This window comes from Leisingera sp. ANG1 (assembly GCF_000203975.2).
Taxonomy (GTDB): domain Bacteria; phylum Pseudomonadota; class Alphaproteobacteria; order Rhodobacterales; family Rhodobacteraceae; genus Leisingera.
The window spans coordinates 80,653-99,766 of record NZ_AFCF02000003.1; the positions used below are offsets into that span (position 1 = coordinate 80,653).

Sequence of the window (19,114 nt, forward strand, 5' to 3'; positions counted from 1 at the left end):
CCTTGAACATGACACTCATCAGCATCTTTGTTGGGCTTCTCTCGGCCTTTTTTCTGTTTGCCAGTTCGATCAAGATTTTCGGCTGGCAAAAGTTTATCTTCGACACCCAATTAACGATGTTCATAAAATACGGCCTGAACCGGCAGATCATGATGCTTGTCGGTCTTGCCGAGTTGTTCGGAGCAGTTGCAATCTGGTTTCAGGGCTCAGTGTTTGGAACCTTGGGGGCACTGGCGCTCCTCGGCACCTCAATCGGCGCCGTCGGGTGCCACCTGATCTGGGACACATGGAAAGAAGGCGTTCCTGCGATGATCACAGGCATACTTTCTGCCGTTGTCGTGTGGTCGTGAATTCCGGCGCTCTTGGGCCTCCTCGGACTTTTCTAGTTCGCGCAGTTGGAGAAAAAACATGACAGAGAGCATCCGCGTTTCAATTGCAAAGGGTCTGTATCTGGAAGGCATTCGCGACGGCAAAATGGCCGAGGCCCTCGAAAAGTATACAGGCGATAGATATACCCAGCACTCCACTGGCGTGCGAGACGGCAAGGAGGGGTTATTGAATTCTTCACACCCTTTCTGGAACGCAATCCTGTCCGTGACATTCAGGTAGTGCGAACCATCGAGGACGGGCGTTTCCTTTTTTGCCACGTCTACCAAAGCCTCAACAACGGCGAGGTGCAGTGGGTCACCGGCGACATATTCGACACCGATGATGAAGGCCGTATCGTTGAGCATTGGGACGTCATCGCCGAATACAAATGGCCGACTGTTTCCGGGCGCACCATGGTGGACGGCCCCACCGGGATTGAGGACCTAGACCAGAAAAAGGCGAATAAGGCCTTAGTGCAGGACTTTGCCGAAAAGGTGCTGATAGACGGGCGCACCGATCTGGCACCCAACTACATCTCCGCCGGCCAATACGACCAGCACAACCCCGAAACAGGCGACGGGCTGGAAGGCTTGGCCAAGCACCTGAAAGAGATGATGAGGAGTGGCTAGGCCGCGCAATATGTGAAAAGTCACCGTTTGCTGAGCGAGGGCAACTTCGTGGTGATCTACAGCCATGTGAAACAAGGCGGTGATGACTGGGCCTTCTTCGATCTGTTTCGCCTCAAAGGGGGCAAGATCGTCGAGCACTGGGACATTCAGGAAAAGATCGGTCCAAAGGAGACCTGGAGAAACTCGGGCAAGTTCTATAGCCGCGTTCCACTCAAGCAGTCATTGCAAAATCGGTAACAAATTTTGGCTCCGTCCGGCACTATGTGAGTTTACCGGCCCCAAGTCCTCGCAGTCGCGGCGAACGGCAGAAACGGCGGGCTGCACCACAGAATCAGGATGCTGTTGCCAAGGTCGGGAATGGGCCGGATCATACGCAATCAGCCTTGGATCTTCGGAGCAGTGAAAAACACGTCACTGAACGAACATCGGTCGCAGCATGTCATCGGTGTCAAGGTTAAGTGCGCTGCGCCAGAGCGGGCTTTTAAACACATGACACACCTGCTTGGCAGGGCCGTCTTCGCGGGTCTCGAGTAGCAACCCCGCCCATTCGAGCGGTCGTAGCACGCAAGATGAGAACGCGGCCATCTCTCGCCACCCCTCGGTGTGCCAATCTTGTGGCTCACCATAGAAGGCTTCGAACAAAGCAGCCTCGGTCGTGCCCTGATCAGCCTCTACGTTTATCACGTTCATCCAGACGTCCCATTCTCCTATGGGGCGGTCGTCGAAGCGCGCATAGGCAGCGTGATCAATCCGGAACACAAAGTAGGGGATCAGCTTGGAAAACAAGTGGCCAGGGGCTTGTGCCAGTTGTGTACCACTCTTGGTCAGCCGAAATTCCCCCTTGAAGTGACGTCCCAGGCGCAGGGAAATCAGCAGGAAATGCAAAACCTCGAGCGGGGGAAACTCATACTCATTGATCACCTTGTTGTAGCGGAACATCTCTTCTGCACTTCTCCCCGGCCAGTCGAAATGCTCGACGGCCCAATGGACGAAGACGCGCTTGAAGGCCTTGGTTTTGGTCAAACCGATTGATCCGTGCTTCTGCGCATATTGCAGAGTAAGCAGAGCGCCCCGAAGCAGCGGAGAATGCGCGAGGTCGGGATGGTCATCGGCGAGAGTGCGGAATTCGATCATGCCAGGATGCTGCCACAGTCCGCGCTGTAGTGCCATGATGTCCGCACAGGGTGAATTTGGCGTTATCAGAATTTCGCGCCTGCAGCGAATGGCCAGTAAGACAGGCCGCGCGGCAACATGCGGCTTAATGCTGAATGGCAGTTGTGGGCCGTCTTTTCGGTGGATTTTGCCGCCATTGCGCAGATGTTGCGTGGTAACGAGGTTAGCTGTGAGGCCAATTTACCGGAATCGAACCATTCAAAATGGGTTTAGCGCTTCGGGCCAGCGCCTGGGATGTTCAGTAATCACCAGCAACACATCCGCCCCGGTCAGCGCCTTGCGCGCATCCTGGATCATTCGCAAATTCAGACTGTTGATTTCTGCCGCCGAGACCGGGCGGCCGGGATTGTAATAGACCGTCACCAAGAAAGTACGCCCAAGTTTGGTGACCGACATGTCCTGCAGCGCGCCGCCATCCTCGGCGATTGCAGAACGCAGGCTTTGCCGGGCTGCAGCGATACTCTCAGGGCTAGCGCTGGCACCGGCCAGTCGCCCAGCCCAACGCGAAAATCCCGAACATAGGAACCGATCGCCAGCAGACAAAGCAGCAGGACAGTCACTGAATCACCCACCGGTGCGACCGGCGCCAGCGGACCATCCCGGAACAAGTAGATGGCGCCCAGAGCGCGCAATTAATCCTTGGCGGACTTCGTACGGGCGCTATCAGAAGAAAACCGGTACGCCGCCGGGGGTGTAAAAGGCCTGGGACTGCCCGCAGCAATGTTTTCCTTCATTTCTTCGGGCCTATGCCAGCGGCCATGTATTCAAGCAGCTCGAGGCAGCGTTGAGCGGACGGGTTGCCCCGACCGAACCGGGTAAGCTTTGCATAGAGCCGGGTGCATCTTGAGTGCCAATCCACGGGCATTTCAACCAAGGAACCCCTGGCAAGATAGGAATCGGCAAAGCTGCGCCAACCCAGTCCCAAGCCGGCGCCGGCCGCAGCGGCCTCCAGCAAATAGACGTAGCTGTCGAACTTCTCTCTGACCTGCCAGCCAGAAAAGTCAGGATGTGCCCGTTGCCAGTCCCGCCAAGTCATCCAGCCGAAATTGTCCTTGCTCAATTCCAGCAGCGGCGGAGGGGCACAGGAACTTTCGAGCGCTGCTTTCGCCTGCTCGATCAGTTCAGGCGTGCCGACCGGTTTGATTTCCTCCTCGCAAACCACGACGTGCTCTTCCGTCGGAGGGAGTGATGAGTACTCGAATACGATATCAGCTCCAGTATCTATTGCCGACCGGGTGAGGTTGTATTCTGCGGTCAGCAGGCGCAGCTCAACCTCCGGGCCCAGAGCTTTACGCAGCTGACCATGGCGCGGCATCAGCAAAAGATGTGAAACCGAATGCGAACAGACCAGGGTGACCAGATTCCCGGTCCGCGCCAGGCCGCGGACCGAATCCTGCAGCATGTCGAGGCCCTGTACCGTCCCAGCATAGAATTGCTGCCCCTTTCTTGTCAGGCGGATGGGTGAGCTTCCCCGGTCAAACAGCAGTGTGCCGAAGCGGATTTCGAGATTGCGGATATGGCGGCTTATGGCGGGCTGTGACGTGTTCAACTCCTCCGCCGCGCGGGCAAACCCCTGAAGGCGGGCCACCGCTTCGAATGCAGTCAGCGCGTTGAAGGAGGGGAGAGAGTATTTCCGTTCCGGCATATCAGTTTCGATATGTCGCCATAGACGCAAAAGCAATGGAAATCCGCGGGGATCCCAGGGAAGCTCCTGTGTGAAAGACACCCTAACCGACCGGCAGATTGCAGCATGGACGACTACGAAAAACCACGTAAATGGGCGGATCCCAAGGTAAAGCTCTTCCCGCACCAGGTGGGCTTTACCTGCCCGCCGCATGATTTCGATGCAGCCCCTTCGGACTTCCTCCGCATGGCGCCGCGCAGTGTCGGAGCCCACGGCTGGATGCTGCATGTGCCAGATTATGCGCACCGGCTGGACCAGCGAAAAAAGAACTTCGGCATGCTTGAGGATTTTCTGGAATGCATGGCGAACAATGGTGCCGATGTTTGCGGCCAGGTGGGGTCGAACTGGGTGCATGCCTCCGGCCTTGGGGTCGAAGGGATCCGCCAGCACTGCGAAATGCTGAGCGATAAATACGAGACCCCGTTTCACATGGCCGGCTACGCCATGGTTGAAGCTCTGCGTGCAAGCAATGTCGAGAAGGTGGCGCTGAATGCCTGCTACCATCCTGCCAGCTGGTATCAGGGCACCGCGGGTTTTCTGAAGGAGGCCGGGTTCGACGTGCTTTGGGCCGGGAACTTCTTTGATCAGGGCTGGTTTGCTTCTCAGCAGGAGGTCGACGACTGCATCTGGTGTTTCGACGAAGAACTGATCTGGAAGTCATTTGAGTTTACCGCAGAGCAAGCCCCCGATGCCGATGCTTACCTGATCAACGGAATGAGCAATTACCGCCGCCCATCGGACGGGATTGCGCAGCGCCCGGTCCATTATGCCGCCGCGCTGGAGGAGCGTTTGGGCAAGCCGGTCATCGGCCATGACATCGCGCTTTACTGGCAGATTTTCAAAACTCTCGGCATTGCGCCGGAAACCCCGCTCGGCAGCCTGCTTTCATCTTTGAAGGACTGATCATGCATAAGATTGTTGCCCTTTGGGCCATTCCCCGTTCTACCTCCACCGCGTTTGAGTGGATGATGCGGCAGCGCGGTGATCTGGATTGCCTGCACGAGCCTTTTGGTGAGGCTTGGTATCAGGGCGAAGACCCTCTGTGGCCGCGGTTCAGGGAGGGGGAAAAAACAACGCCCGGTCTGACACTGGACAGTGTGTGGGATGATATCCGGGAACGGGCGCGCAAGGGTCCGGTCTTCCTTAAGGACTTTCCGCACTACATCAATCACATGTGGGACGCGAAGTTCCTGTCGCAATTTACCCATGCTTTCCTGATCCGCGATCCGGCCAAAACCATCACATCGATGCACCACAAGTGGCCCGACTTTGATGAGCTGGAAGTGGGATTTCCCGAGCAGCGGGCCCTGTTCGATCTGCTGACGGCGCTGAATGGCACACCTCCGCCGGTCGTCGACAGCGACGATCTGCTGGAATACCCGGAGGAGATGACACGGGCCTTCTGCGATGCAGTTGGCATCCCCTTCATTCAAGAGGCGCTGACATGGGAAGCGGGTGGCGACCCCTCTGCCCACAGTTGGTGGGACGGCGGGTCGTTTCATGCAAACCTGGCCCAATCCACCGGCCTGACGCCGCAGAGGCGCAAGTACATCGATCTTGAGGACACGCCGGAATGGGTCCAACGGGTGCATCGCCGGATGAAGCCGCACTATGATCACCTGTACAAGCACCGCATACGTGTGCTGCAACCCGCAGATTAAAGCAGGAGTATTTAGAGGATGCAGCAGCCCGGTTCAGTGAAAGAAGTCGTCGAAGCCGGTCTATGCATCGGCTGCGGACTGTGCGAGGCGCTGGCGCCTGAACGCTGGAAAATGGCCTTTACGCCGAAGGGCCGCCTGCGCCCGTCCAGGATAGGCGCGGGATCTGATGCGGAGATCCTGCAGGCCTGTCCAGGGGTGATCGCCCGCCCCATCAGCGAGGCCGCACCGCGGACGGACACGGTTTGGGGCGGCTATCACCGGATGCAGGAAGCCTGGGCGGTTGATCCGGACACCAGGTTCCGGGCGGCATCTGGCGGTGTCCTGACTGCGCTGGCTGCGCATCTTCTGCGAACCGGCGAGGTGGAATTTATCCTGCATTGCGAGGCTGACCCGCAGGCGCCGATGCGTTCTAAGTGGTGTCTCAGCGATACGCCGGGGCAGGTGCTGGATCGGGCCGGGTCGCGCTATGGGCCGAGCGACACGCTGGCAGGTCTGGCCGCTGCGCTTGACTGGGATGCGCCCTTTGCTGTGGTCGCAAAACCCTGCGACGCCGGTGCGCTGCGCGAGCTTGCCAAAACCGATCAGCGGCTTACCCGCAACCTTGTGGCGGTGCTGGTTATGGTCTGCGGCGGGGCCTCGGACCTGGGCAAGTCGCAGGCCGTGCTGGATGAGTACGATCTGTCCGAGGATGACATCGCTCTGTTCCGCTACCGCGGTTATGGCAACCCAGGGCTGACCCGGATCGAAACAAGCGATGGCCGGGCCTTTCAGAAAACCTATGGCGAGATGTGGGCAGACGAAAGCGGCTGGCGCATCCAGACCCGCTGCAAGATTTGTCCCGATGCCTTGGGGGAAGCCGCGGATGTAGCAGCCGCGGATATATGGCCGGATGCCAGCCCTGATGGCGATGACGAAGGCTTCAACGGGGTGATCACACGGACAGCGGCCGGCGAGCAGCTCTTCCGTGCCGCGAGCGAAGCAGGGAGCCTGACCGCCGGCGCAGACATCACCCCCCGCCAGTTCGACTCCTTTCAGCCGCATCAGGTCCGCAAGAAACACGCCTTGTCCGCTCGGCTCAGGGGCATGGCTGCCGCAGGCTCCCCGGTATATGAACATGAAGGTCTAAGGCTGGAAGCTCTCGACACCCACGATGCCCAGGAGGAGATGGGAACCCTGCAGCGTGTCCGCTGTGGCAAGTTCCATGAAGAACTTCCGTAGCAGGGTCCAGCCCAAAGGATTTGACCTGCGATGAAACTGGCGTACGCCGCACAGCAGCTTGTGTTAAGGTCCGCCTTGGTCCGAACTGATCGTTCAGCGGGACTTCCCAGGCAGTGATGCGTACGATCTTCATCGGTGGCTTCTTCTGGTGCTGTGCGCAGTTCCTATCTGGCGCGGATTTCATATGAGGCGACGGGCTTTCCGAAGATGCCGGTGTCGGGAGTAACGCCCAGCCCAGGCGTATCGGGTGGCGTGGCTTTGCCCCCGATGTTGCGTGCGCCCTGGCCCGGGACCGGATCGACCCCCAGATGATAGTGGCATAGCCAGCTGTCCATGTGATGCTCAGGCGGGGTGCTGCTGGCCAGGTGGACCGCCGCGGTGTCAGCCAGGGCGGATCCGCCTAGATCCTCGATATGCATCTTCCAGCCGACGGATACGGCGAAATCGCGCACCTGCAGGGATTTGGTCAGCCCGCCAAGCCGGTTGGGTTTGACCTTCAGCCCCGCGCAGGCATCTGTTTTCCAGGCGCGCAGATGATCGTCGAATGTGTGCAGACATTCGTCCAGCAGAACAGGTTGGCGCACATTTTGGGCGACATAGGCGCATTGTTCCAGCGTTTCGCAGGGCTGTTCGATCCAGCTGCGGGCATCCGACACGGTGTTCAGAACTTGCAATGCCACGCCCGGCAGCCAGGTCCGGTTGATGTCATAAGTCACGAATTCAGAAGGCAGCAGAGCCGAAGTTATCGCCTCGATCCGTTCGATATCGGTTTGCGGGTCGGACCCGCCTAGCTTTGCAGAATGGGTGCGGTACCCGGCGGCGCGCGCTTCGAGGATAAGAGCGATCATTTCATCGGGTGTGCCGGTGGAGATAGAGCTATTGACATGAACCGGCGCGGCTTGGGCTCCGCCCATCAGCTGCCACAGCGGCATTCCGCTGGCCTGCCCCAGAATGTCCCAGCAGGCCATGTCGACCGGGGATTTCACGTAAGGGTGGCCGGGCAGTTGTACGTCCATCAGCCGGTTTATGTGCCCAAGGCTGCGGGGGTCTTCGCCGATCAGAAACGGGGCCAGCGTTTCCAGGCCCGCACGGATGCCGGGCCCATGCGCCGGCAGATAGGTATGGCCCCACGGGCAGCCTTCGCCCCAGCCGGTAATTCCTTCATCGGTGTCGACGCGCACGAAGGTGGAATCGAGCTTTTCGAATTTCAGCCGCCCGCCGGACAGCCAGTAGGGCTTGGTGAGTGGCAAATCGAGCTGGTAGACTGTAATGCGCGAGATTTTCATGTTGCTGTCTCCTCTGCGGGCATTTGAGGATTGTCCGCGGCGGCGTTTTCTACCGACCGCCCCTCATGGGATTGCACTTTGCTCAGCGTCATTTCAGAGAGGTGGGCTGCTAACGCTGTGCTGCAGGCCGGAAGCGGCGGTGTGAATTCTGCGGCTTCTGATTTGCTGACAGTCATGCCGCCTGCCCCGCAAGCTCGAAAACCGGCGCCCCGAGATTGTAAAAGTCCGGCGTCACGCCCAGCCCCGGGGTGTCAGAGGCATAGAGCTTGCCATCACGCGCTGCCGGTCCGCCGATCCCGGTGCTGCGCGTGTTGTAATTCATCAGATCCGTCGAGTTGACCAGCATTTCCTCTGGCATGGAGGCGGCGAAATGCGCCACCGCCGAGGTCGTGATCTGACCTCCCCAAGAATCTTCGGAAACCACCGGTATGCCATGGTCAATCAGGAAATCACGCACCCGGCGGGCTTTGGACAGGCCGCCAAGGTTGGAGATCTTCAGACAGCAGATCTCAGCCCCGCGGTCATTCACGATGCGGCGGGCCATTTCGATGCCCGTCACGCATTCATCCAGCTTCATCGGCTGCTCTGCCACACGGCGCACCTGTTGGCATTCGTCATAGCTGTGACAGGGTTGCTCCAGGATAAAGTCCAGATCGCGGGTCGCGCGTGCCACACGGATGGCATTGTCGACACGCCAGCCCTGGTTCGCATCGGCCATTGCCTTCTCACCCGGTTTCAGCAGCGGCACGCCGTCGCGGATGCGGTCGATGTCGGTGACCCAGTCGCCGCCCACCTTGATCTGAAACTGCCGGTAGCCCGCTGCGCGATGCAGCTCCATCTCGGCAATGGTTTCTTCCAGCACAGGTTTTTGCGGCACAACCCGGTACATCGGCGCGCCATCGGTGAGCTTGCCCCCCATCAGCATCCACACCGGCTGGTTGGTGGATTGCCCAAGAATGTCCCAGCAGGCCGCATCAAAAGGAGCCTTGGCATAGCCATGGCCCTGCACGAATTTATCCATCAGCCGCTCGATCCGGCGCAGCTGGCGCGGGTCTTCCCCGAGCAGGCGCGGCGCGGCTAGGCGGGCAAACGCCTCCACCCCTTCAGAATGGGCAACCATGTAGTTTTCACCGCAAGGAGCAAACTCGCCGCAGCCTTGCAGCCCTGCGTCAGTATCAACCACAACCACCGACGACATCGAGGTGGTTATGGCGTTGCCCGCCCCCCAGCCATAGGAGCCGCCGACATAGGGCAGCGGGGTCTTGAATACTCGAATGCGTGTTATTTTCATGGTGTCACCACGATGTTTCCGACGTGCGATTTGGTCATGAAGGCCTGTTGCGCAGCGGCCAGATCGCGCAGCGGATATGTTTCAGCCAGAAGCGGCTTCAGGGCGCCGGTCTCGATCATGCCGACGACGCGCTGCATGGTGCCGGGCGGGCAAATCGTCGCGCCGGTCAGCTGCAGGTCCTTGTAAACCAGCTGGCGCAGGTCGAATTCCGCCATTTGCCCGGCAATGCAGCCGGAGGTCGAATAGCGGCCGCCCTGGCGCAGTGCGTTGATCAGCGGCATGAACATTGGCGCACCCACCACATCGAGAGCGATATCCACCAGCCCAACGGCAGCCTTGCGGATTGCAGCTTCCAAATCGGGCGTGTTGCGGTCGATGACGATGGCAGCACCCAGTTCCAGAAGCAGTGCCGCCTTGGCTGGGCTGGCCACCGCGATCACCTTGCAGCCCCGCAGCCGACACAGCTGAATGGCGGCGGAGCCGACGCCGCCCGATGCGCCAGTGATCACCACGGTCTCGCCAGGGCGCGGCGCGGTGCGCTGCACAAGGTTCTCGGCGGTGGTGTAGGCGCAGGGGAAGGTGGCCAGTTCCGCATCGCTGAGTGTGCTGTTGACAGGAACCGCGTTGGCCGCACGCACTATGGTATATTCGGCAAAGCCGCCATCGGCTTCGGATCCGAAGTAGCCGGAGTTTTCCGTGTTGAGCCAGTCACCATGGCCAAGCAGCCAAGGGTCGATCATGACCCGCTCACCGATCCGCGTTGCGTCTACGCCTTCCCCGACGCCAACGATTTCACCAGCAACATCCGCGCCCTGAATGACCGGAAAGTTCAAAGAGCCGCTGCCCCAGGTGCCGTCACCGGCATCCGCTTCCTCGAAGCCATCGGTGCTGCCGCTGCCCAATTCTGCATCGACGGATTTGGAATACCAGGCGGTACGCGTGTTGATATCGGTGTTGTTCAGCCCGCATGCGCCGACCTTGACCAGCACTTCGCCCTTACCGGGCTGGGGCGTCGGCACATCTGTGTACACCAGCTTGTCGAGCCCGCCGTGGCCGGTCAACACAACTGCTTTCATCGTTTTCGGGATCATCCCGGCCTCCCTGGTTTTCTTTGATATGTCTTTCTATCGGCGTTAAGGAGCGGCAGCTTCGCCGCTCCTTCTTGCGGATCATGCCGGCTGGTGAACGGCGTCGGTTGGTGGGCGCCCCGATTTCGGATCATAGGCCGGCCCACTCAGGATACGGCCCTTGCGCGGCTCACCTGCGGCGATGATCTCAACCTCCTTACCCAGCACATTCACGTGCAGTTTCACGAAGGCAAATGCGAGGATCTTGCCGACGGAGTGACCGTAGGCGACCGACGCGGTTGCACAGTCGGCAAGATCGGCATGCGTTCGAAGGAGTTTTCTAGCCAGGGCATGACGCGGTCGTAATCAGCCTCGAACAGCCAGTTTTCATATTCCCAGGGACATTCATTGTGCCAGACGGAGTTCGAGTTCTCTTTCTCGTAGATCCCGATCCGCCCCTTCTTTTGCACCATGCGGATGTAGCCCGAGGCCAACTTGTCGTCGCGGATCACCGGCAGTTCAGTGTCTAGATCCTTGAATCCGGGCACGTCCTCGGTGACGAAATAGTGGTGGGTCATCGACGTCATCGGCAGTTGCAGATCGGACCATTTGACCATCTGGCGTGCATAGGTGCCGCCGGCGTTGACGACGTGCTCGCAGATGACGGAGCCTTGCTCGGTTTCAACAACCCACTCACCGGCGTCGTTCTGGGTGATGTTCGTCGCGCGGAATTGGCGGAAGAGTTTCACTCCCTTTTGTCGGGCGCCAGTGGCCATCGCCATTGTCACGTTGGAGGGGGCAACGAGGCCGTCGTCTGGAGTGTACAGAGCGCCAATGACACCTTCGAGGTTATAGTAAGGGTGTTTCTCGGCGATGAATTCCAGACCGACCAGTTCGATATTGAAGCCAAGCGAGCGGCCAACAGACAAGGTGTGTCGCAGCCAGTCCATTTCGTCTTCTGTGTAAGCCAGACGGAAAGAGCCACAAGCGTGCGACGTGGAGCCTGAGGTGAGCTCCGCCTGTTCCAGCAGCACCGTTTTTTCGCCCCAGGCTTCATGACCCAATGATTGGCCTGGCCGCAGCCCAAAACGCCACCGCCGACAATGACGACCTTGGCGGTTCTTTTTTTGGACATCGCAATTTTCCTGTTCGAGAGACATGGGGTTCGATAGGCGCCCTGCTGCTACGTATGTACCAAAGTTACCATCAAATGGCACATATGTACATGCTTTGGATGAGCATGAATTACCCATTACACAAATGTACCAATCTCTGTTTTGAGGTCGCTTTCGTCAGATTTGGACGAGTTGACCCCTCAGCTGCGGAAGACCGCACGTTACGTAGGACATGTTGACAAAAGGGATTCACACTACCCGCTGAGCGTAATTCAAGCTGGTATCTGCGATGGAGACCAGCTCGGCACGAAATTTGATGCCGGACGAGGAGTGGGTGTTCTTTGAACGGTTAATCCTATCTGTCTGAGCCCCGTACGAACGCAAGCCCACCAAACACCGCCTTGTTCTCGATGGAATTTTCTGGATCGCCCGCACCGGCGTCTCTTGGCGCGATTTGACTAAGGAGTTCGGCAAGAGGTTAAGTGTCTACCGCCAGTTCCGGCTCTGGGAACAGATCATGGGTGTTTTGAACGAAGGCGGCACCGTTCCGGACCTGCTGCGCTTTGAAAGAAGCGGACCTACGGTCGCGGCTTCTTTCAGCACGGCGCTACGCCAAGCTAATCTTCTACCGTTTGCTGATCGAATTTGCCGGGACCTCCAGCCGCTTGGAAACAACGTCTACCTTTTCTCCGAAAGCAATATCGAGTTCGGTTCCAACAACGATCTGCGCGGGGTGCAGGTGGGGACAGGCGAGGAGCTGAAGCTGGGGGCTTGCCAAGCGAGTGGCTCGCTGGCTGCTGGAGCGGTCAGGGCGCAGTATTCCCAGCTACCTCTGACGCCCCCCGCTCTGACGGGAAGGCGATGTTTTCCGGCCAGTGTTGCAGGAAAAATCCGCCAGTGGGAAAAAATTAAGGAATGCTTTGCCTGTGCCGTGTAACCTCTGTGCTTGGGTGTCCCCATGAGACAAATTGAGTTTTTTTGCCTTCCTGGCTGCGCAGTTTGCGGTATTCAGTTCCTTGCTCCGCGCTGTCTGCAGAAAAAGAGAGGAATAGCCCTGTGAGCTTCAAGAATGCAGTTTCATTAACCTGCTTTTGTCTCAGCCTGCTGTTTGGTCATGTTGCGGCAGCCCGCAACCTGGTCATTGGCACGATCAGCGACGAGCCTGTAAAGGAAGCCCGGGTTTTCCTGCCTTTTGCCGAATATCTTGCAGCGCAACTGCAGGATGAGAGTATCACAGCAGGAGAAGTCAGAATTGCCCGGAACATTGCGCATATGGCGGAATTGCTGCGCAGCGGCGAGGTCGATGTCTTTGTCGACAGCCCGCTTGTCTCGCTCGCGGTCAGGGCAAAATGCGGTAGCCGCTTGGTGGCGCGAAGATGGAAAAAGGGTGTCGCCGAATACCGGTCTGTAGTCTTTGTCCGCCGGGACAGCGGCATCCAGTCGCTGGAAGATCTCAAGGGCAGGGTCATCGCCTTTGAAGAGGCCTTCTCCTCCAGCGGTTACATCCTGCCCCGGCACACGATTGCAACGCAAGGTGTTCAGCTCACCGCGATGAGCGGCCCGCGGGCGGCGCGGCCTGCGGAGGCCACGGGCTATGTGTTTTCCGGTGATGACGAAAACACCATCGAATGGGTGCTGCGCGGGCTGGTTGATGCCGGCGCCATGTCGCTGAATGGGCTGAAAAAACGCGCCGGAGATGATTTCGGCAGCCTTGACGTGCTTGTCCAGACGGAAAGTATCCCGCGGCATGTGGTCAGTTTGTCTCCTGGGGCATCCACAGAGTTCACCGCGGCGGTGCAGGCCGTGCTGATCGACATGGATCAAAGCGATGAAGGCCGCGGGATTCTGGAAAATTTTGAAAGAACGACGAAATTCGATGCCATACCGGATCAAACGCTGGACATGCTGGAAGAGTTTGAGACGCCGGTGACAGCCCTGATTGGCGACTATTGAGTTTCGCATGTCGGGCCTCAGGACAAAACTGGTTGTCTACACGGTTTTGATCGTCTTTGCGGTTACAGGGGCGGTTTCGGCCATTTCGATAACTTTGGCCCACCAAGCATCAGTTGCTGCGTTCGAACGCCATGCAAAGGTGCTGGCAAAGACACTGGGCGAGGCGGTTCTGGAACCGTTGTATGAGCTGAATGTCAAACTGATGCGCCAGCAGGTGAGCTCGGTCCTGGTCGGCGAGAGTGCCTTGCGGGTGATGATCCTGGATGCGGGCACGCGTGTTCTGACCGATGGAACCGATGAAAACCCGCTGCGGGGAAGGGAGTTCAACGAACCCTATCTGCGGCAGGCCAGGGAACGCGCTGAATGGGTCACCTCGCTGCAGGACGGCGTGATCCGGGTTGCCGGACCGGTGCAGGCAACGGCGGACCGGCGGCTGGGGTATGTGGTGCTGGAATATTCCACCGCGCAGCTTGATGCCGAATGGATGAAGCACATCCGGCTGACCCTGCTATTGGCCGGTGTCTGTGCCGGACTTGCCTCAATAGCAGCTGTTATCATGGCGAGCTGGATAACCCGGCCGATCAAGCGGCTGACGGACTTTGCCACCAGTATCCGCCTGGGCAGTGCCATGCGGAAAATCCCTGAGTGCGGCCACGATGAAGTCGGCCGCTTGGCAGATGCTTTCACCGACGTTCTGAGCCACTTGGATCATAGCAATGCCGAGCTCAAAGAGCTGGCAAATTCGCTTGAGCAAAAGGTAAAAGAAAGGACACAAGCGGCGGAAGCGGGCAACAAGGCGAAGTCCGAGTTTCTGGCGACAATGAGCCATGAAATCAGGACCCCGATGAACGCGGTGCTGGGCATGGCCTCGCTGCTGGAGGAAACCAGCCTGGACGAGGAGCAGGCGCTGTATGCCAGGACGATCTCTGAATCCGGCGAAGCGCTGCTGGACATCATCAACGGGCTACTCGATTTCTCCAAGGTAGAGGCCGGGAAACTGGAGTTGCGGACTGCGCCGCTTGATCTGGAGGAGCTTCTGAGCGGGGTGGTCCGTATGCTGGCCCCCAATCCGGCGGAAAGCCGGGTCTCGCTGCGGCTGGAATATGATCCTGAGGTGCCGAAGGACATCCTGGGGGATGAAGGGCGGATCCGGCAGATCATTGTGAACCTTGTCGGCAATGCGCTGAAATTCACCGAGGTTGGGTCGGTGACCATAAGAGTCACCGGCCGGACTGCTGGCGGCATGGCGAAGCTGCGGATCGCCGTGGCAGACACCGGGGTGGGCATTCCCGAAGACAGTCTCGAGAAGATCTTCACTGCGTTTTCCCAAGTTAACGGCACCGCTTCCCGGGATTTCGGCGGCACCGGGCTGGGTCTGGCGATCGCTTCCCGTCTCGCGCATCTGATGGGGGGCGGTATTGAGGTCCAGTCCGTGCTCGGGAAGGGGTCCACGTTCACCTTCACATGCGCCCTTGCAACCGCTGAAGATTTGGTGACGGGGTAACTGCGGTGTGCAAGGCCGGAGGCCTTGGCCTGGCTGGGCGGCATTGCAGGGGCGCGGAGAAACCAAAAGCTGAACTGAGCTGGCCGACGAACCCGGTCGCTGCGGGTCGTGTGTCACTTGGATTGCGTTTGCCATTGTCCCTAGGAAAGCCATGCGGCAGGTGGAGGAAGTCATGAAAGCAAAGATCAGCTTCAAGCAGCTGCAGGCCCTGGAAGCCGTGGCCAGGCATGGCAGCTTCACCCTAGCGGCAAGAGAGCTTGGCATGTCGCAGCCGACGGTCTCCAACCTCGTCTATAACGGCGGCTATGATGCTGTCCGGCGTTACGCGGCCACGTGGTCCATTTGCTGCCGCCGGACCTGGGTGGGTCGCCACATACAGCCGCTGTCACGCAATCGGTTTTGAATAGTCTTAGGCCGAACACATAATGATCGGAGTGGCCCACTTGGTCATCTTTGAGCCCATTGCTGCCGCCGGCCGCCAGGCTCTCCCTCGCATGTGCAGCGCATCGCGAACGGCGCTAAGCGGCCCTTGCAAGTTCAGCTAAGGAAAAACGGCTGACGGAATGCGCTCGGCGACACAACTGCGATGTGGGAGTATTGCCGCAGAACTAGCGCATCTCCTGGTGGCCTCCAGCCAGCCAGTCAAAAACCAACCGCGCCCGGTCTGATGACTGATTGTGCAGTTTGACATAGAACTCCAGCGGTGCCGTAATGGTGTCAGGCAGCAGCTTGACCAGCTTGCCGGATGCGACCAGATCTGCAGTCAAGCCCTCCCAGCCGAGCACGGCCCCCATGTCGTCCTGCGCGGCTTGCAGTGCGATGACATAATTGTTGACGCGGTGGGTAGACTTCAGCGGTCCTGAATAGCCCAAGGCCTGGGCCCACCCCTGCCAGTCGGTGCCGCCGGTTTCCAGCGAATCGAGATGGATCAGCGGAACCTCCGCGATGCCTGCCACGCTGCCTATCGGGTGCTGATCGGCAAACCGCGGGCTGCACAGCGCCATGATCCGGTCCCGGAACAATGCTCTGCAGTGGCCGCTGTCGCGGGACATATCGCTGTAATGCAGGCTGAGGTCGCAGTCGCCACCCGCCTTTTCCGTATCACTGACGATCTGGGCCACCGAGATATGCTCGTAGCTGCGCCAGAAATGCGCCAGCCGCGGCGTCAGCCACAGGGAACTGACAGCGGTGCTGGAGCGGATCGTTACCGAGCTTCGACCGTGCTGGGCCCGCAGCTGTTCAAATGCATCATTGATCCCCTCAAACCCCCTTTGCAAAGCGACCAGTAAGTAAGCACCGCTTTCCGTCAGTTCGACGCCGCGGTGAAACCGGTTGAACAGGCTGCACTGTAACTCGCGCTCGAGCGTCTTGATCTGATGGCTGACCGCCGCGGGGGTGACGTTCAGCTCTGCCGCGGCCAGTTTAAAGCTGGTGTTCCGGGCGGCGGCTTCGAAGCTGACCAGGGAGCTCATCCGGGGCAAATCATAGGGGCGGTTGGGCAAGGCGGTTTTATCCTACTGACAAAAATGCTGCTTTCTGGCTGCATCTTTTCTCGCATTTGGGCAAATTAAACTAAGCCAAGATGAAAATTTTTACAATTGCCGAATGAGGGAATGACGCCAGAATGCAGCATCATCCTCCGGCTCAGGATCAACACCAGCCGGGCGAGACAGTCAGGAATTCTGCCGCTGCAGCCAAGGCTGCCGGAAACCCGCAAACAGGAGTTGGACAATGAAGTCGCATGCAAAAGTGGTGGTCGTCGGCGGCGGCTGTGTCGGGGCCTCGATCCTTTACGGGCTGACCCAGCATGGCTGCAGCGATGCGGTGATGCTAGAGCGCACCACGCTGACTTCGGGGTCGACCTGGCACGCGGCGGGCCTCCTGGTGACCTTCGTGCGCTCGCACAACATCTCCAAGATGACGATGGAAACCATCCGCATCTATGGCGAGGTGGAGCAGAAGCTGGGCACCTCTGTCGGGCTGCGCCAGGTCGGCCAGCTGCGGGTCGCCAACAGCCAGAAGCGCTGGGATGAATTCCAGTCCTATATCTCCATCGCCGAAGCCGCGGGCGTGCCCTGCCGCCTGGTGAGCCCGGAGGAGATCAAGGAGATCCACCCGCTGCTGGCGCAGCACGAGAACATCCGCGGCGGCATCCTGCATGACCAGGACGGCTATGTGAACCCGGCGGACATCACCATGGGGCTGGCCAAGCTGGCCCGCGACCAGGGCGCAACCGTCTATCAGAACACCGAGGCGCAGGCCTATGAGAAGCTGGACAACGGCCATTGGAAGGTGACCACCAGCAAGGGCGAGATCACCTGCGAGCATCTGATCTTTGCCACCGGCAATTATGCCCGCGAGAACGCCCGCCGGGTGGGGCTGGACCTGCCCTGCATCCCGATCGTGCACCAGTACTGGACGACGGAGACCGTGCCGCTCTTGAAGGAGCGCCGCGCCGAAGGGCTGCCGGAGTTCCCGATCCTGCGCGACGAGGACTACGGCGCCTACCTGCGCGAGGATGTCGGCGGCTTCCAGTTCGGGCCTTATGAGTTCGAAAAGGACCTCAAGCTGTTTGCAGAGGACCGCGTGCCGCCCGAGTTCGGCGCCGACCTGCTGCCGGAGGATTTCGAGGCGGTGGAAACCCAGTGGGAGCGCGCGCTGGAGCGGGTGCCTGCCCTGGGCGAGGTCGGCATCAAGGCCAACACCCGCGGGCCGTTCCAGATGACCCCGGACGAGCTGCCGCTGTGCGGCCCGGCGCCGGGCCATGAAAACCTGTGGCTGGCCGAGGGCGTGCCCGGCGGCATCCTGTGGGGCGGCACCATGGGCGAGCGGCTGGCGCGCTGGATCGTCAATGGCCATCCCGGTATGGACATGTCGGAGATCGACCCGCGCCGCTTTGGCGACTATGCCTCCAAGCGCTGGACCATGGACAAGGTGCGTGAGACCTGGGGCACCCATATGGATGCCCATGTTCCGGGCGAGGATTTCCCCAACGCGCGGCCGATGAAGACGATGCCGTCCTACGATCTGCTGACGGCGCATGGCGCGGTCTGGACCACCTTCAACGGCTTTGAGTTCCCGCGCTGGTTTGCCAAATCGCCCGCCGAGGCCGTCCCAGAGCACAGCTTCCGCCGCACCAACCACATGGAGCTGGTGCAGGAAGAGGTGCGGCTGACCCGGGAGGAGGCTGCGTTCATCGAGATGTCGCCAATGACCAAGTTCACCGTCCGCGGCCGCGGTGCCGCCAAATGGCTGGACGGGATCATGGCCAACAAGCTGCCCAAGGTTGGCCGCATGACCCTGGCCGTGGCGCTGAACCTGCAGGGCGGCATGGAGGGCGAATACACCATCGTCCGTTATGGCGAGAACGACTTCTACCTGGTCTCGACCCCGAACGGGCAGGTCTACAACTGGGATTATCTCTCGCGCTTGCTGCCGGATGACGGCTCGGTTGTGATGGAGGATATTTCGGAACAGCTGGGCGTGATTGCCCTGGCAGGGCCGAAGTCGCGCGAGATCCTGCAGCAGCTGACCGACAACGATCTGTCGAACGAAGCCTTCCCCTGGCTCAGCGCCCAGATGGGCGAGGTGGGCTATGCCAAGGGCGTCCACCTGCTGCGCGTCAGCTACACCGGCGAGCTGGGCTGGGAGCTGCATCACCCGGTCGGATACAACCGGCATCTGGTGGATCAGCTGCTGAAGGCAGGTGTGAAACCTTTTGGCCTGGAGGCGCTGGAATCGATGCGGCTGGAGAAGTCCTACCGCGCGATCAACCGGGAGATCTGCAAGGACATGACCCCGTTTGAGGCCGGGCTGGACCGCTTTGTGGCGCTGGAAGGGCGTGAGTTCATCGGCCGTGATGCGCTGGTCCGGCAGAAGGAGGCGGGCGGTTACAACACGCTTGTCACCCTGAAGCTGCCGTTCTGCGACACTTCGGTGATGGCAGATGAGAGCGTCTATAAGGACGGCACGCTTGTCGGCCGCGTGACCTCGGGCGGGTTCTCCTATTACTGCAACCATGACATCGCGATGGCGCTGGTGCCGCAGGAACTCACCGCTGAGGGCACGCGCCTGCAGGTGATGGTCCACAACGAGCTGCGCGAGGCTGAGGTGATCGGCATCTGCGCGGTCGACCCAACCAGCGCACGCGCCCGGGCCTGATCC

General features: G+C 59.7%; 20 protein-coding genes and 1 pseudogene. 12 read left to right on the top strand and 9 right to left on the bottom strand.

Annotated elements, in window-relative coordinates; translation table 11 throughout:
* Positions 1-8 precede the first annotated feature (8 nt).
* From GC1_RS06530 to GC1_RS22755, 4 genes are read left to right on the top strand one after another with little or no spacing between them, the layout of a single operon-like run.
* Entirely contained in the window at positions 9-350 is a 342-nt protein-coding gene (locus GC1_RS06530; protein WP_019294427.1) for a DoxX family protein, read from the top strand.
* Positions 351-408: 58 nt separating this feature from the next.
* On the top strand, positions 409-609 hold the full coding sequence (locus tag GC1_RS22745) for a hypothetical protein (protein WP_199275855.1): 201 nt from the start codon (positions 409-411) through the stop codon (positions 607-609).
* On the top strand, positions 609-998 hold the full coding sequence (locus GC1_RS22750; protein WP_019294426.1) for a hypothetical protein: 390 nt from the start codon (positions 609-611) through the stop codon (positions 996-998). Before GC1_RS22745 ends, GC1_RS22750 begins: the two co-directional genes overlap by 1 nt.
* A 48-nt stretch (positions 999-1,046) precedes the next feature.
* On the top strand, positions 1,047-1,235 hold the full coding sequence (locus GC1_RS22755; protein ID WP_199275856.1) for a hypothetical protein: 189 nt from the start codon (positions 1,047-1,049) through the stop codon (positions 1,233-1,235).
* 174 nt (positions 1,236-1,409) lie between these two features.
* On the opposite strand, the gene GC1_RS06540 is transcribed toward GC1_RS22755, so the two are convergent.
* The 3 genes from GC1_RS06540 to GC1_RS22380 all read right to left on the bottom strand — a co-directional run bounded on the left by GC1_RS06540 (position 1,410) and on the right by GC1_RS22380 (position 3,816).
* Positions 1,410-2,132, bottom strand: a complete 723-nt coding sequence (locus GC1_RS06540; RefSeq protein WP_019294424.1) for a hypothetical protein — start codon at positions 2,130-2,132, stop codon at positions 1,410-1,412.
* 237 nt (positions 2,133-2,369) lie between these two features.
* Positions 2,370-2,567 carry a hypothetical protein gene (locus GC1_RS06545; protein ID WP_019294423.1) on the bottom strand — a complete coding sequence of 66 codons (198 nt, stop codon included), beginning with the start codon at positions 2,565-2,567 and terminating at the stop codon, positions 2,370-2,372.
* Positions 2,568-2,901: 334 nt separating this feature from the next.
* Positions 2,902-3,816 carry a LysR family transcriptional regulator gene (locus GC1_RS22380; RefSeq protein ID WP_019294422.1) on the bottom strand — a complete coding sequence of 305 codons (915 nt, stop codon included), beginning with the start codon at positions 3,814-3,816 and terminating at the stop codon, positions 2,902-2,904.
* Between the two features lie 105 nt (positions 3,817-3,921).
* Here GC1_RS22380 and GC1_RS06555 point away from each other — a divergent pair, with 105 nt between their 5' ends.
* The 3 genes from GC1_RS06555 to GC1_RS06565 are packed head-to-tail and all read left to right on the top strand — an operon-like array spanning position 3,922 to position 6,734.
* Positions 3,922-4,758: a hypothetical protein gene (locus GC1_RS06555; protein WP_019294421.1), complete on the top strand. Its 837-nt coding sequence runs from the start codon at positions 3,922-3,924 to the stop codon at positions 4,756-4,758.
* A gap of 2 nt (positions 4,759-4,760) precedes the next feature.
* The gene (locus GC1_RS06560; RefSeq protein ID WP_019294420.1) at positions 4,761-5,516 is read left to right on the top strand and encodes a hypothetical protein; all 756 of its coding nucleotides are present in this window, start codon (positions 4,761-4,763) and stop codon (positions 5,514-5,516) included.
* A gap of 18 nt (positions 5,517-5,534) precedes the next feature.
* Positions 5,535-6,734 (top strand): Coenzyme F420 hydrogenase/dehydrogenase, beta subunit C-terminal domain, encoded by a 1,200-nt coding sequence (locus GC1_RS06565; RefSeq protein ID WP_019294419.1) that lies wholly within the window; start codon positions 5,535-5,537, stop codon positions 6,732-6,734.
* A 164-nt stretch (positions 6,735-6,898) separates the two neighbouring features.
* Here GC1_RS06565 and GC1_RS06570 read toward each other — a convergent pair whose 3' ends face one another.
* The 5 genes from GC1_RS06570 to GC1_RS06585 all read right to left on the bottom strand — a co-directional run bounded on the left by GC1_RS06570 (position 6,899) and on the right by GC1_RS06585 (position 11,538).
* Complete coding sequence (locus tag GC1_RS06570) at positions 6,899-8,020, bottom strand: mandelate racemase/muconate lactonizing enzyme family protein (protein WP_019294418.1); 1,122 nt, start codon at positions 8,018-8,020, stop codon at positions 6,899-6,901.
* 172 nt (positions 8,021-8,192) lie between these two features.
* On the bottom strand, positions 8,193-9,311 hold the full coding sequence (locus GC1_RS06575) for a mandelate racemase/muconate lactonizing enzyme family protein (protein ID WP_019294417.1): 1,119 nt from the start codon (positions 9,309-9,311) through the stop codon (positions 8,193-8,195).
* A complete protein-coding gene (locus GC1_RS06580; protein ID WP_019294416.1) occupies positions 9,308-10,402 on the bottom strand; it encodes an alcohol dehydrogenase family protein in 1,095 nt (364 codons plus the stop codon). Before GC1_RS06580 ends, GC1_RS06575 begins: the two co-directional genes overlap by 4 nt.
* A gap of 78 nt (positions 10,403-10,480) precedes the next feature.
* On the bottom strand, positions 10,481-10,624 hold the full coding sequence (locus GC1_RS23005) for a hypothetical protein (RefSeq protein WP_019294415.1): 144 nt from the start codon (positions 10,622-10,624) through the stop codon (positions 10,481-10,483).
* Positions 10,621-11,538, bottom strand: a complete 918-nt coding sequence (locus GC1_RS06585; protein ID WP_199275857.1) for an FAD-dependent oxidoreductase — start codon at positions 11,536-11,538, stop codon at positions 10,621-10,623. Before GC1_RS06585 ends, GC1_RS23005 begins: the two co-directional genes overlap by 4 nt.
* A gap of 244 nt (positions 11,539-11,782) precedes the next feature.
* Here GC1_RS06585 and GC1_RS22095 point away from each other — a divergent pair.
* The 4 genes and pseudogenes from GC1_RS22095 to GC1_RS06605 form a co-directional block, all read left to right on the top strand.
* Positions 11,783-12,055: pseudogene (locus GC1_RS22095) on the top strand (transposase); the annotation flags it as partial.
* A gap of 416 nt (positions 12,056-12,471) precedes the next feature.
* Positions 12,472-13,446, top strand: coding sequence for a phosphate/phosphite/phosphonate ABC transporter substrate-binding protein (locus GC1_RS06595; protein WP_082020150.1), 975 nt, complete (start codon positions 12,472-12,474; stop codon positions 13,444-13,446).
* Positions 13,447-13,453: 7 nt separating this feature from the next.
* Positions 13,454-14,950, top strand: coding sequence for an ATP-binding protein (locus tag GC1_RS06600; RefSeq protein WP_019294411.1), 1,497 nt, complete (start codon positions 13,454-13,456; stop codon positions 14,948-14,950).
* 172 nt (positions 14,951-15,122) lie between these two features.
* Positions 15,123-15,353, top strand: a complete 231-nt coding sequence (locus tag GC1_RS06605) for a helix-turn-helix domain-containing protein (RefSeq protein ID WP_152612192.1) — start codon at positions 15,123-15,125, stop codon at positions 15,351-15,353.
* Between the two features lie 205 nt (positions 15,354-15,558).
* Here GC1_RS06605 and GC1_RS06610 read toward each other — a convergent pair whose 3' ends face one another.
* Positions 15,559-16,422 (bottom strand): LysR substrate-binding domain-containing protein, encoded by an 864-nt coding sequence (locus tag GC1_RS06610; RefSeq protein ID WP_199275858.1) that lies wholly within the window; start codon positions 16,420-16,422, stop codon positions 15,559-15,561.
* A 259-nt stretch (positions 16,423-16,681) separates the two neighbouring features.
* Between GC1_RS06610 and GC1_RS06615 the strand changes: the two genes are divergently transcribed.
* Positions 16,682-19,111: a GcvT family protein gene (locus tag GC1_RS06615; RefSeq protein WP_019294408.1), complete on the top strand. Its 2,430-nt coding sequence runs from the start codon at positions 16,682-16,684 to the stop codon at positions 19,109-19,111.
* The last annotated feature ends 3 nt before the right edge of the window (positions 19,112-19,114 follow it).